The sequence below is a fragment of the Streptomyces parvus genome, from assembly GCF_014648875.1.
GTDB lineage: Bacteria > Actinomycetota > Actinomycetes > Streptomycetales > Streptomycetaceae > Streptomyces > Streptomyces parvus.
In genome coordinates this window covers 19,795-32,271 of record NZ_BMRY01000003.1, presented here as the reverse complement: position 1 = coordinate 32,271, position 12,477 = coordinate 19,795, and the positions used below count along the sequence as shown (strand labels likewise).

Here is a 12,477-nt window from a genome sequence, read left to right as displayed (position 1 = left end):
CTCAGGACCCGCGACGGGCCCAAGACCGATACCGGATCGGCTGCCGGGACCGGGCGGGCTATGCTCGGGGGGTGATGTTGCAGGGGCCGTTAGCTCAATTGGTCAGAGCAGCGGACTTTTAATCCGTTGGTTGTGGGTTCGAGTCCCACACGGCCTACCGACAGCAGAGCGAGGAAACCTCCTCCGATCTGCTCCTCAGTGCCTCGACAGGTTCCGGCCGGTCGAGGCACTTCGTCGTATCCGGGCACGTCCGAGCCCGGCGGGCTGCTCCCGTTCGGTCGATCGCCGCGTGACTCACGCGAGCCGGACACGTTCATGAAGCATGCGAAAGATCATCACCTGCGGCCTGCTGGCCGCCGCGGCTCTGTCCACCGCCACGCCCGCCTTCGCCGACAACGACAGCAACTTCGGCAGCGTGGTCAACGCGGCGAACAACTGGAACTTCACCGCAGCCGACGTCTGTATCCAGGAACTCGCCGTGGTCCCCGCCCTCAGCGACTGGACCGGCGACCACCGGAACAACTGCTCCAACGGCAACGTCATCGACCACTCCGGCGCCGCCGCCCCGTCACCCGGCAACTGACCCGGGGCACCCGTCTCTGCCTCCTCCCGCCTCAGGTCCCGATCGCCAGGTACTCCGCAGTCCGCACGATGCGCTCGCGGTCGGCGAAGGAGGCCAGGTCCTCGCGTACGGCGCCGCTGTCGCCGTCGCGGTTGATGGCCTCCAGCGTGCGCCGCACCGCGGTGATCATCGCGCGCTGGAGGTCCGAGGGGACGATGATCAGCCGGTAGCCGAGTTCGCGGAGGTGGTCCCGGGGGACGAGCGGGGTCTTGCCGCCGTGGAACATGTTGATCAGCTTCGGCTGCGGGACACGGGCGGCGATCTCCTCGATCTGCTCGACGGTCTCCGGAGCCTCCACGAAGATCACGTCCGCGCCCGCCTCGGCGTAGGCCCGGGCGCGCTCGATCGCCGCGTCCAGGCCCTCGGTCGCGATGGCGTCCGTACGGGCGATCAGGACGAAGTCCGGGTCGGTGCGGGCCTCGGCGAGGGCGCGGACCTTCCGGGCCATCTCGTCGGTGGGCACCAGGGACTTGTCGTCCAGGTGGCCGCAGCGCTTGGGGAAGGTCTGGTCCTCGATGTGCAGGCCGGCCACGCCGATGCGCTCGTACAGCGCGAGGGTGCGGACCGCGTTCACCGCGTTGCCGAAGCCGGTGTCGGCGTCCGCGATGACCGGGAGGCTCGTCACGTCGACCATCTGCTCGATCCGTGCCGCGACCTCGGTGAGGCTCAGCAGGCCGATGTCGGGGATCCCGCAACTGCGGGCGATCGCGCCCCCGCTGGCGTACAGCAGTTCGCTGCCGCTCTCCTCCACGAGACGCGCGCTCAACCCGTCGTACGCGCCGGGGGCGACGTGGATGCCGTCGCCCTCGATCAGACGGCGGAGGCGGGTGGTCGGTCGCTGCGGCTTGGTCATGGTGTTTCCTCGTTCATCGGACTCGGTGCACTGCGGCCGGCACCGGGCGCTGCTCGCGGCCGTCGTACGAGGCGAGCGGTCTGATCAGGGCGTTGTGGGAGAGCTGTTCGGTGATGTGGGCGGTCCATCCGGTGATCCGGCTCATCACGAAGATCGGCGTGAAGACGGGGATGTCGAAGCCCATCAGGTGGTAGGCGAGCCCTGCGGGGTAGTCCAGGTTCGGGTGGATGCCCTTGAGGGTGACCATGGCGTGGCGCAGGGCCCCGTGCAGGGTGGCGAGGCGGGTCACCTCGGGGTCGGCCGCACGGGAGACCAGGCGGTCGAGGGCCTCCTGCATGATCGGGACGCGGGAGTCGCCGTGCTTGTAGACGCGGTGGCCGAAGCCCATGATCTTCCGCTTGGAGGCCAGCGCCTCGTCCAGCCAGCCCCCCGCCCGCTGCGGGTCGCCGATCTCGTTCAGCATGTGCATCACGGCCTCGTTGGCCCCGCCGTGCAGCGGGCCCTTCAGCGCGCCGATCGCCGCCGTCACCGCGCTGTACAGGTCGGAGAGGGTCGAGGTGACGACGCGGGCGGTGAACGTCGAGGCGTTGAAGCTGTGCTCGGCGTAGAGGGTCAGGGAGATCTCGAAGCAGCGGACCACCTCCGGCTCGGGCACCGTGCCGAAGCACATGTGGAAGAAGTTCTCCGCGTACCCCAGCTCCGGGTCCGGCGCGATCGGCGCGAGACCCCGGCGGCGGCGCTGGTCGGCCGCGACCACGGTGGGCAGCTTGGCCAGCAGCGTCAGGGACTTGGCCCGGTTGGCGGCCAGGCTGCCGTCGTCCTCCAGCGGGTCCTCCGCGCCGAAGAAGCTGACGGCGGTACGCAGCACGTCCATCGGGTGGCAGGTGTCGGGCAGCCGGGTCAGCAGCTCCAGCGTGCTGCGGTCCAGGGGGCGCAGGGCGCGCTCACGGGCCTGGAAGGCCGCCAGTTGGGCGGAGTCCGGCAGCTCGCCGTGCCAGAGGAGGTACGCGACCTCCTCGAAGGACCGGTGGGCGGCGAGGTCCTGGACCGCGTAGCCCCGGTAGGTGAGGGAGTTGGTCTCCTGGATGACGGTGGAGATCTCGGTGGTGTCGACGACGACACCGGCCAGACCGCGGTGGATCTCCGGTGCGGTGGTGGTCATGGGGTGTGCCTCCGGTTCGTCGGCGACGCCGTCGGGCGCACGCTGCGGGAGTTCGGGGCGGTACGGGGGCGGGCCATCAGAACAGGCCCTCGGGGAGCGTGGCGTCGTACGCGGCGACCGCCTCGGCGTCCACGGCCGGGAAGAGCCCGTCCAGGCCGGTGGTCGACAGCTCGGCGACGCGCTCGGCCGCCGACAGGAAGCGGTCCTGGTCGTCCGGGGCGACGATCCCCTCGGCGAGGGTGCGGAACTTGCGCGCGTACGCGGGGCGGTCGAAGGGGCGGGCCCCGGCCGGGTGGGCGTCGGCGACGGCGAGTTCGTCCTCGACCACCGAACCGTCCGCCATGGTGATCACGACCCGGCCGCCGAAGGCCCGGCGCTCCGGGTCGGGGTCGTGGTAGCGGCGGGTCCACTCCGGGTCCTCGACCGTGGTGACCTTCCGCCACAGCTCCACGGTCTCCGGCCGGCCCGCGCGCTCGGGGGCGTAGGAGCGCTCGTGATGCCAGCCCCCGTCCTCCAGGGCGACGGTCAGGATGTACGGGGCCGAGTGGTCCAGGGTCTCCCGGCTCGCGGTCGGGTCGTACTTCTGCGGATCGTTCGCACCGGAGCCGATGACATTGTGCGTGTGGTGGCTGGTGTGCAGGACGACGGAGCGCACCTTGTCCAGCGGGCCGGTCTTCTCGCGCAGTCGCCGCGCCAGGTCGATCAGCGCCTGCGCCTGGTACTCCGCGGAGTGCTCCTTGGTGTACGTGTCCAGGATCGCGCGACGCGCCTCGCCGGGCTCGGGCAGCCGCACGGTGTAGTCGGACTCCGGGCCGTTCAGCATCCAGGCGAGGAACCCGTCCTCGCCCTCGTAGATCGGGGAGGGGGACGTCTCGCCGCGCATCGCCCGGTCGACGGCCTCGATCGCGGCCTTGCCGGCGAAGGCCGGGGCGTACGCCTTCCAGCTGGAGATCTCGCCCTTGCGGGACTGCCGGGTGGCCGTCGTGGTGTGCACCGCCTGCTGGACCGCCTGGTACACGGTCTCGGTCGGCAGCCGGAGCAGGGCGCCCAGGCCGCAGGCCGTGGCCGCGCTCAGGTGGGCGACGTGGTCGATGCGGTGCTCGTGCAGGCAGATGCCCTTCACCAGGGCGACGTGCACCTCGTAGGCGGCGACGATCCCGCGCAGCAGGTCGGCGCCGGAACGCCCGGTGTGCTGGGCGACGGCGAGGAGCGGCGGGATGTTGTCGCCGGGGTGGGAGTAGTCGGCGGCGAGGTAGGTGTCGTGGAAGTCCAGCTCCCGTACGGCGGTGCCGTTGGCCCAGGCCGCCCACTCGGGCGAGACCCGGCCGGTGGCCCCGAAGACGGCGACGCCGGGCACGGCGGCGGAGTGCGCGAGCGCCTGGGCGCGGGCGACGGCGACCGGGCGGCGCAGCAGGGACGCGACCGCGACGGACGCGTTGTCGATGATCCGGTTGGCGGCCATGGCCGCCGCGTCCGGGTCGAGCTCCCCGGCCTCCTGGGTACCGGTGGCGACGACGGCCAGTTTCCACGCGAGCTGCTCCTCGCGGGGCAGCCGGGCGGCGCTGGGGTGGACGCGTACCTGGTGGTCGATCACGGGACTCCTCGCAGAGAGTGCGGTCGGTGCTGACGGAGCTGACGTCATGGACAGTGCCCGCTCCGGAGCCCCGCGACCACCTGTTGAAGCTGTGGAGCCTCTACAGGAACGAGCTGCGAATCTGCGAATATTGCGAATAACGCGGATGCGATGTTCGCAAGTACATTCGCAGGTGTACGCCGTCTCCGGAAGGCACGCGACCAGGGAGGGACCCCGTGGCCCGACGAGCGACCGAGCACAAGGTCTACGCCCACTCCAAGCTCCGCCGCCTCCGCCGCGAGCGGGGCATGAACCAGGTCGACATGGCCCGCGCGCTCGGCATCTCCGCCAGTTACGCCAACCAGATCGAGCTGGGCCAGCGGCCGCTCACCGCGAGCGTGCTGCTCCAGATCGCGAAGGTCTTCGGCGTCGACGCGGAGTTCTTCTCCGAGGCCGCCGGGGACCGTCTCGCCGCCGACCTGCGCGCGGCCCTCGCCGACGAGGCGTGCGGGGTCACGGTCCCGGCCGTCGAGGAGATCGCCGAGGCGGCCCGCGACCACCCGGAAGTGGCCCGCGCCCTGGTCGCCCTGCACCACCGCTACCGCGAGACCGCCGAACAGGCGGCCGCCCTCGCCTCACCCGAGACGGGACAGACGCTGCTGCCCCCGGCGGAGCCGCACGACGAGGTACGCGACTTCTTCTACGCCCACCACAACCACTTCGGCCCCCTCGACACGGAGGCCGAACGCACCGCCGAGGCCCTGGAGCTGCGGCCGGGCCGGGCCGCCGACCCGCTCACGACCCTGCTCGCCGAACGCCACGGCGTCCACGTCGTCCAGGCCGCCCCGGGCCGCACCGCCGACGCCCGCCGCTACGACCCCGACACCGGGCTCCTTTTCCTCTCGCCCTGGCTCAGCGACGGCCAGCGGGCGTTCCAGCTCGCCACCCAGCTGGCCTTCCTGGAACAGCGCCCGCTGATGGACGAACTCGCCGGAAGCGCGGCCGAGTTGACCTCACCCGAATCGTCCGCCCTGGCCCGCATCGGCCTCGCGAACTACTTCGCCGGGGCGCTGCTCATGCCGTACACCGTTTTCCACACCGCGGCCGAGGCCGTCCGCTACGACATCGAGCTGCTGTCCGCCCGCTTCGGCGTCGGCTTCGAGACGGTCTGCCACCGACTGAGCACCCTGCAACGCACCGGCCACCGCGGAGTGCCGTTCTCCTTCCTCCGCGTCGACCGGGCCGGGAACATCTCCAAACGGCAGTCCGCGACCGACTTCCACTTCTCCCGCCTCGGCGGTACGTGCCCGCTGTGGACGGTCTACGAGGCGTTCTCCGCGCCCGGCCGGACCTTGACCCAGGTCGCCGAAATGCCCGACGGCAAGCGCTACTTCTGGGTTGCCCGCACGATCACCCGGGGCGGGTACAGCCACCACGCCCCGCGGGCCGAGTTCGCGGTCGCCCTCGGTTGCGAACTCCGCCACGCCCACCGTCTCGTGTACGCCGAAGGCGTCGCCCTCGACGACCCCCGGGCGGCGACCCCGATCGGCCTGGGCTGCCGCATCTGCGAACGCCGCGACTGCGCCCAGCGGGCCCGGCCCCCGGCGGGCGGCCGACTGGCGATCGACCCGGACCGGCGGACGTATGTGCCGTATCCGGTGGAGGGGGCCGGGTTGCGCTAGCCGACCGTGCGGCGCGGACGCCGCGACGGGGACCCTGCGGCGCGGACCTCGCGACGGGGACCGTACGTCGCGGCCCCTGCGACGCGTATCCGCCGGCGCCGCACGGTCCGCGCGGGATCAGTTGGCGGCGGCGGCGATCACCGTCGGCAGGGCCGCCAGCGCGTCGGAGACCCCGCCGGGCCCGAGACCGCCGCCCTGGGCGACCTCGGCGGACCCGCCACCGCGGCCACCGAGGAGCTGCTTCACCACGGCGGAGGCGTGCAGGCCCGCTTCCCGGGCCGAGCCGTTGAGCGCGAGGACGAGAGCCCCGTCCTCCGTGCCGACCGCCACCGCGCCGGGCGCGCCGCCCGGCAGCCGGTCGCGGACGGCGAGGGCGAGCGCGCGGGCCTCCTGGGCGCTGCCGTCCGCCGTCGTGGTCACGATCCGCACGCTGTTCGTCTCGGCCGCCGCTTCGGCGAGTTCGCCGGCGCGTGCCGTGGTGGCCTGCTGCTTGAGCCGGGCGTTCTCCCGGTCGGCCGCCTTGAGCCGGTCCAGCAGACCGGCGATCCGGTCGGGCAGCTCGGCGCGCGGCGCCCCGAGCTGCTCGGCGATCCGCGCCACCAGGTCCCGCTCGCGGGCCAGGTAGCCGAAGCCCTCGATGCCGACGGCGGCCTCCAGACGGCGCATGCCCGCGCCGACCGAGCCTTCCGAGGCCAGCGCGACCGTGCCGATCTGGGCCGCGCGCTCCACGTGCGTACCGCCGCACAGCTCCCGGGACCAGGCCCCGCCGATCTCGACGACGCGGACCTTCTCCCCGTACGTCTCGTCGAAGAGGGCGAGCGCGCCGATCTCCTTCGCCTCGGGCAGCGTCATCCACCGCACGCCGACCGGCAGATCGCGGCGCAGGGCGCGGTTGGCGGCCTCCTCGATCTCGCTGCGGACGGCCGCGGACAGGGCGCCGCGCCAGGGGAAGTCGAGGCGCAGGTAGCCGGGCCGGTTGTAGGAGCCGGACTGGAGGGCGCCGGGGCCGAGGATCTCGCGCAGGGCGGCGTGCAGGACATGGGTGCCGGAGTGGGCCTGGCGGGCGCCGAGCCGCCACTCGGGGTCGACGGCGGCGTGCACGGTGTCGTCGGGAGCGAGTTCGCCGGCGGTGATCCGGACCTGGTGGGCGACCAGGCCGGGCAGCGGGCGCTGGACGTCGAGGACCTCGGCCTCGACCGAGGTACCGGACAGCAGCCCGGCGTCGCTGTCCTGGCCGCCGGACTCGGCGTAGAACGGGGTGCGGTCCAGGACGACGGTGACGATGTCGCCGGTACGGGCCACCGGCACCGGGCCGGCCGGGCCGAGCAGCGCGAGGACACGGGACTCGGTCTCCAGGGTGTCCCAGGCCCGCCAGTCGGTCGGCCCGTGCGCGTCGAGGACCGGGCGCAGGGCGGTGGTGTCCACGGCCCCGCCGGCCTTGCGGGCGCGGGCGTCCGCGCGGGCCCGCTCGCGCTGCTCGTTCATCAGCGCCGTGAAGCCCTCGCGGTCGACCTCGACGCCCTGCTCGGCGGCCATCTCCAGGGTGAGGTCGATGGGGAAGCCGTACGTGTCGTGCAGCAGGAACGCCTGGGCGCCGGGCAGCAGCCGGCCGCCGCCCTCCTTGACCCGGGCGACGGCGGTGTCCAGGACCGTGGTGCCCTGCTTGAGGGAGGCGCGGAAGGCGTCCTCCTCGGCCCCGGCCTGATCGGCGATACGGGGATAGGCGTCGGCGACCTCCGGGTAGCTCGGCGCCATGCAGTCGCGGGCCACCGGCAGCAGTTCGGCCAGCGCCACGTCCTCGTAGCCCAGCAGCCGCATGGAGCGGACCGCGCGGCGCAGGATGCGGCGCAGGACGTAGCCGCGGCCCTCGTTGCCGGGGGTGGTGCCGTCGGCGAGGAGCATCAGGGCCGTACGGACGTGGTCGGCGACGACCCGCAGCCGTACGTCGGCCTCCGGATCGGCCCCGTAGCGGACGCCGGCCAGGTCGGCGGCGCGCTGGAGGACGGGGCGGGTCTCGTCGATCTCGTAGAGGTTGTCCACGCCCTGGAGGAGGGTCGCCATCCGTTCCAGGCCCATGCCGGTGTCGATGTTGCGGCGGGGCAGCTCCCCGAGGATGGGGTAGCCGGACTTGCCGGGGCCCGGGCCGCGCTCGTACTGCATGAAGACGAGGTTCCAGAACTCCATGTACCGGTCCTCGTCGACCGCCGGACCGCCTTCCCGGCCGAGGGCCGGGCCGCGGTCGTAGTACAGCTCGGAGCAGGGCCCGCACGGTCCGGGGACGCCCATGGACCAGAAGTTGTCCTCGTCCCCCCGGTCCACGATCCGCTCGTCGGGCAGGCCCGCGACCCGGCGCCAGATGGAGCGCGACTCGGTGTCGGAGTGGTGGACGGTCACCCAGATCCTGTCCGGGTCCAGCCCGTAGCCGCCCTCGGTCTGCGGACGCGTGGACAGCTCCCAGGCGTAGGCGATGGCCTCGTCCTTGAAGTAGTCGCCGAAGGAGAAGTTGCCGTTCATCTGGAAGAACGAGCCGTGCCGGGTGGTGCGGCCGACCTCCTCGATGTCCAGGGTCCGGACGCATTTCTGCACGCTGGTGGCCCGCTCCCACAGCGGGGCCGCCTCACCCGTGAAGTACGGCTTGAACGGCACCATGCCCGCGTTGACGAACAGCAGGGTCGGGTCCGGCGTCGGCAGGGGCGCGCTGGGGACGACGGTGTGGTCCCGGGCGGCGAAGAAGTCCAGGAATCGGCTGCGGATCTCGGCGGTACGCACAAGCAGTCCTCTTAAGTCCTTCGGTCGGTCACCAGGGGGAATTCCGGGCGCGGCGGCACACCGCTCAGGCGGCTCGGGCCGCTCTCGCGGGCGTCGCGACCGGGTGCAGCGCGGCGTACTCCAGCGGCGCCGACGGGTCGATGGACACGTTCAGCTGCGCCGGGTCGGCCCCGGCCCCTACCAACAGGTCGCCGACGGCGGCGATCATCGCCCCGTTGTCGGTGCACAGCGTCAGCGGCGGTACGCGCAGCTCGACGCCCGCCGCCGCGCACCGCTCCTCGGCCAGCGCCCGGACCCGGGAGTTCGCCGCGACCCCGCCGACCACGACGAGCGTGCGGACGTCGTACTGGCGGCAGGCGGCCAGCGCCTTGCGCGTCAGGACGTCCGCGACGGCCTCCTGGAGCGAAGCCGCCCCGTCGGCCAGCGGGATGTCCTCGCCGCGCAGCCGGTGCTGCTCGGCCCAGCGGGCGGCGGCGGTCTTCAGCCCGGAGAAGGAGAACGCGTACGGGTCGTCCTTCGACCCCAGCAGCGGCCGGGGGAAGGCGACGGCGCAGGGGTTGCCCTCGCGCGCGGCCCGGTCGATGGCCGGTCCGCCCGGATACGGGAGGCCGAAGACCCGGGCGACCTTGTCGAAGCACTCGCCCGCGGCGTCGTCCACAGTGTCGCCCAGGTGCAGGATCGGATCGCGCACCAGATCGCGGACGAGCAGCAGCGAGGTGTGCCCGCCCGAGACGATGAGCACCATGCAGGGATCGGGCAGCGGCCCGTGCTCCAGGGTGTCGGCGGCCACGTGCCCGGCCAGGTGGTGCACCCCGTACAGCGGCACCCCCGCCGCGTACGCCAGGGACTTGGCCCCGGCCAGGCCGACCTGGAGCGCCCCGGACAGACCGGGCCCTGTGGTCACCGCGACGGCGTCAATGTCCCGCACCCCGAGCCCCGCCTGCGCCAGGGCCTCCTGGACGACGGGGGTGAACGCCTGGAGGTGGGCCCGGGCGGCGATCTCCGGCACCACCCCGCCGAAGCGGGCGTGCTCGTCCATGCTCGACGCCACGACGTGCGCGAGCAGACGGCCGCCGGAGACGATCCCCGCCCCCGTCTCGTCACACGACGACTCGATGCCCAGCACCACCGGAGTCCGCACGGGGTCCTCTTCTCGCACAGTGATCGTTATTGCAACCTCTATGCAACAAGGTACTCGTCCGGGCGGGGGAACGCGGACGGAAGGGCGCGGGGCTCATATTGGTCAACGCCACTCCTGGAATGCCGTACAGTTGTGTTCACCGACGCGGGGTGGAGCAGCTCGGTAGCTCGCTGGGCTCATAACCCAGAGGTCGCAGGTTCAAATCCTGTCCCCGCTACTAAAGATCCGGGCCCGGCACGCAGACAGCGTGCCGGGCCCGAGTCGTTTCCCGGGGCCGGGTCGTTGGCCGGGCCCGAGCCGCTCTCCGGGCCCGGCCAACGACGCTTGACCTTGACGCAACGTAAAGATCTAGCGTTTCCGGCATGGAGTGGTCCATTCAGGAAATCGCCCGCCAGGCCGGCACCACGAGCCGCACGCTCCGGCACTACGGGGACCTCGGTCTCCTCACGCCGAGCCGGATCGGGAGCAACGGCTACCGCTACTACGACCAGGACGCCCTCGTCCGGCTGCAGCGCATCCTGCTGCTGCGGGAGCTCGGGCTCTCGCTGCCCGCGATCAAGGACGTACTGGAGGGGCAGCGGGACACGGCGGTGGCGCTGCGGGCACATCTGCGGCTGCTCGAACAGGAGCAGGCGCGCATCGGACGGCAGATCGCCTCGGTGCGGACCACGCTCCACAAGACCCAGGAGGGGATGGAACTCATGGCCGCTGAGGTGTTCGACGGCTTCGACCACACCGCCCACGAGCAGGAGGTCACCGAGCGCTGGGGCCGGGACGCGTACGAGGAGGGCGACCGCTGGTGGCGTTCGCTCGGGGAGGGGGAGAAGAAGGCGTTCAGGGACGAGCACGAGGCCATCGCGCGGGACTGGGGCCGGGCCAGGGAGGCCGGGCTCGCCGCCGACGGGCCCGAGGCGCAGGAGCTCGCGCGGCGGCACTGCGCCTGGCTGTCCTCGGCCAAGGAGCCCAGCCGTTCGTATGTGATCGGGCTCGGGGAGATGTATGTCGCCGACCCGCGCTTCGGAAAGAACTACGATCGCTACGGGGACGGCACCGCCGCCTTCGTACGGGACGCACTGACGGTCTACGCGCGGCACCGGCTCTCCGACTGACCACGGGGGCCCGGCCGCCACCGCGTATTCCCCCTATTCGGCCGATGCCCGGTCGCCGCTCGGCGCGGCTCCGGGAAGCCTGGACAGGGCGCGGTACCGTCCGCAGCCGTGGGTGGACCGGGCAGGAGTGCACAGGTGGGGATGGCCGAGGGACGGCGCAGCGGAGCGGCGGGGAGCATGGACGCCGTGGGCCGCGCGGTGTTCGGGTCCCGCGAGGGGGAGCTGACTTCCGGCGGCGGACGGGGCACCGGACGGTTCATCCGGATGCTGCCCGCCCTGCTGATCCTCGGCGGGCTGCTGTTCGACTCGCTGGCCCCGCCCAACTTCACCGCCGTCCCCCTCTTCGTCGCGGCCCCGCTGATCGCCGCCCCGTTCTTCTCGCTCTCCCGGACCGTCCGCACCGGGATCGCCGCGGTCATCTCCGTCATCGTCATGCGGATCTCCGACGGGACCTCCACCCAGGTCGTCCCGGTCATCGAGACGATCACCGTGCTCACGGGCTCGGTGCTGGCCCTCGTCATCAACGGCGTCGTGCGCCGGGGCAACGAGCAGCTCGCCTCGGCGCGCGCCGTCGCGGAGACCGCCATGCGGGCCGTGCTGCCGACGCCGGCCGAGCGGATCGGCGGGCTCCAGGTGGCCGCGCGGTACGAGGCTGCGCAGGCGGACGAGTTCGTGGGCGGTGACCTGTACGCCGTCGCGGACACCCCCTACGGCGTCCGGGCGGTGGTCGGCGACGTCCGCGGCAAGGGGCTGGACGCCGTCGAGGCGGTGGCGGTGATCATCGGGGCGTTCCGGGAGGCCGCCGAGCAGGAGCGTTCGCTGGAGGGCGTGGCCCAGCGGCTGGAGCGGGCGCTGGCCCGGGAGGAGACGCGGCGGTACGGGCTGGACGCCATGGAGGGGTTCATCACCGCCGTAGTGGCCGAGATCCCGCCCGGGGCGGCCACGGTCCGCCTGGTCAACCGAGGTCACCCCGAGCCGATCCTGCTCCACGCGGACGGGGCCCTGGAGGTGCTGGCGCCCTCGGTGCCCGCGCTGCCGCTGGGGATGGACCTCGGGGTGTGGCCGGACCGCGCCGACGAGTGGGCGATGCCTCCCGGGGCGACGCTCCTCGCCTTCACGGACGGCCTGTCCGAGGCCCGGGACGCGAACGGGGTCTTCTACGATCCGGCGGCCCGGCTGCGCGGCCGGATCTTCCCGGGGCCGGAGGAACTGCTGTCGGCGCTGACCGACGACGTACGGCTGCACACCGGAGGGCACGCCACGGACGACATGGCGCTGATCGCGGTCGGCCGGCCGGCGGAGGGGCAGCCCGTGCGCCGGACGACGGTGAAGATCGTGGGCCGGGGCGACGAGGACGCGGCCCGCTGACGCGGCACGTGCGCTGTCGGCGCGCTGAACTCGCAGCGACGACACGGTGCGTAATCGAAGCGCACCACTCCGCATAACATTTGATGCACCGTCAGAAAAAGGCCTGTGCCTGAGCCGCGGTCAAGTCGCCCGTTTCCGCCCGCTTGAACCCCGTACCTCCCGCCCCTGTTCGTTAATGATCAACAGGAACAGCTTGGA

The 12,477-nt window shown here is 72.6% G+C and carries 9 protein-coding genes and 2 tRNA genes; 6 read left to right on the top strand and 5 right to left on the bottom strand.

Annotated features, from left to right (window positions below; translation table 11 throughout):
* Positions 1 to 83 precede the first annotated feature (83 nt).
* Positions 84 to 157, top strand: a tRNA-Lys gene (locus tag IE140_RS10365).
* Positions 158 to 322: 165 nt separating this feature from the next.
* A complete protein-coding gene (locus IE140_RS10360) occupies positions 323 to 583 on the top strand; it encodes a hypothetical protein (RefSeq protein ID WP_150196368.1) in 261 nt (86 codons plus the stop codon).
* Positions 584 to 614: 31 nt separating this feature from the next.
* Here the strand turns inward: IE140_RS10360 and IE140_RS10355 are convergent, their stop codons facing one another.
* From IE140_RS10355 to IE140_RS10345, 3 genes are all read right to left on the bottom strand, one after another.
* Positions 615 to 1,475, bottom strand: a complete 861-nt coding sequence (locus IE140_RS10355; RefSeq protein ID WP_150196369.1) for an isocitrate lyase/PEP mutase family protein — start codon at positions 1,473 to 1,475, stop codon at positions 615 to 617.
* 13 nt (positions 1,476 to 1,488) lie between these two features.
* Positions 1,489 to 2,637, bottom strand: coding sequence for a bifunctional 2-methylcitrate synthase/citrate synthase (locus tag IE140_RS10350; RefSeq protein ID WP_150196370.1), 1,149 nt, complete (start codon positions 2,635 to 2,637; stop codon positions 1,489 to 1,491).
* Between the two features lie 76 nt (positions 2,638 to 2,713).
* Positions 2,714 to 4,231: an MmgE/PrpD family protein gene (locus IE140_RS10345; RefSeq protein WP_150196371.1), complete on the bottom strand. Its 1,518-nt coding sequence runs from the start codon at positions 4,229 to 4,231 to the stop codon at positions 2,714 to 2,716.
* Between the two features lie 215 nt (positions 4,232 to 4,446).
* Here IE140_RS10345 and IE140_RS10340 point away from each other — a divergent pair, with 215 nt between their 5' ends.
* Positions 4,447 to 5,892 (top strand): short-chain fatty acyl-CoA regulator family protein, encoded by a 1,446-nt coding sequence (locus IE140_RS10340; RefSeq protein WP_150196372.1) that lies wholly within the window; start codon positions 4,447 to 4,449, stop codon positions 5,890 to 5,892.
* A 117-nt stretch (positions 5,893 to 6,009) separates the two neighbouring features.
* Here the strand turns inward: IE140_RS10340 and alaS are convergent, their stop codons facing one another.
* Together alaS and tsaD are read right to left on the bottom strand one after the other, a co-directional pair.
* Entirely contained in the window at positions 6,010 to 8,661 is a 2,652-nt protein-coding gene (gene alaS / locus IE140_RS10335; RefSeq protein ID WP_150196373.1) for an alanine--tRNA ligase, read from the bottom strand.
* A gap of 64 nt (positions 8,662 to 8,725) precedes the next feature.
* Positions 8,726 to 9,790: a tRNA (adenosine(37)-N6)-threonylcarbamoyltransferase complex transferase subunit TsaD gene (gene tsaD, locus IE140_RS10330; protein WP_150196379.1), complete on the bottom strand. Its 1,065-nt coding sequence runs from the start codon at positions 9,788 to 9,790 to the stop codon at positions 8,726 to 8,728.
* Positions 9,791 to 9,945: 155 nt separating this feature from the next.
* On the opposite strand from tsaD, the gene IE140_RS10325 reads away from it, so the two are divergent.
* From IE140_RS10325 to IE140_RS10315, 3 genes are all read left to right on the top strand, one after another.
* Positions 9,946 to 10,019, top strand: a tRNA-Met gene (locus IE140_RS10325).
* A 145-nt stretch (positions 10,020 to 10,164) separates the two neighbouring features.
* Positions 10,165 to 10,911, top strand: coding sequence for a MerR family transcriptional regulator (locus IE140_RS10320; RefSeq protein WP_150196374.1), 747 nt, complete (start codon positions 10,165 to 10,167; stop codon positions 10,909 to 10,911).
* 141 nt (positions 10,912 to 11,052) lie between these two features.
* Complete coding sequence (locus IE140_RS10315) at positions 11,053 to 12,279, top strand: PP2C family protein-serine/threonine phosphatase (protein WP_150196380.1); 1,227 nt, start codon at positions 11,053 to 11,055, stop codon at positions 12,277 to 12,279.
* Positions 12,280 to 12,477 lie beyond the last annotated feature (198 nt).

Bases quoted from the DNA above. Each gene is read 5' to 3' on its own strand.
- IE140_RS10350 (WP_150196370.1), bottom strand. From the start codon at position 2,637: ATGACCACCACCGCACCGGAGATCCACCGCGGTCTGGCCGGTGTCGTC.
- IE140_RS10355 (WP_150196369.1), bottom strand. From the start codon at position 1,475: ATGACCAAGCCGCAGCGACCGACCACCCGCCTCCGCCGTCTGATCGAG.
- IE140_RS10360 (WP_150196368.1), top strand. From the start codon at position 323: ATGCGAAAGATCATCACCTGCGGCCTGCTGGCCGCCGCGGCTCTGTCC.
- IE140_RS10315 (WP_150196380.1), top strand. From the start codon at position 11,053: ATGGCCGAGGGACGGCGCAGCGGAGCGGCGGGGAGCATGGACGCCGTG.
- IE140_RS10320 (WP_150196374.1), top strand. From the start codon at position 10,165: ATGGAGTGGTCCATTCAGGAAATCGCCCGCCAGGCCGGCACCACGAGC.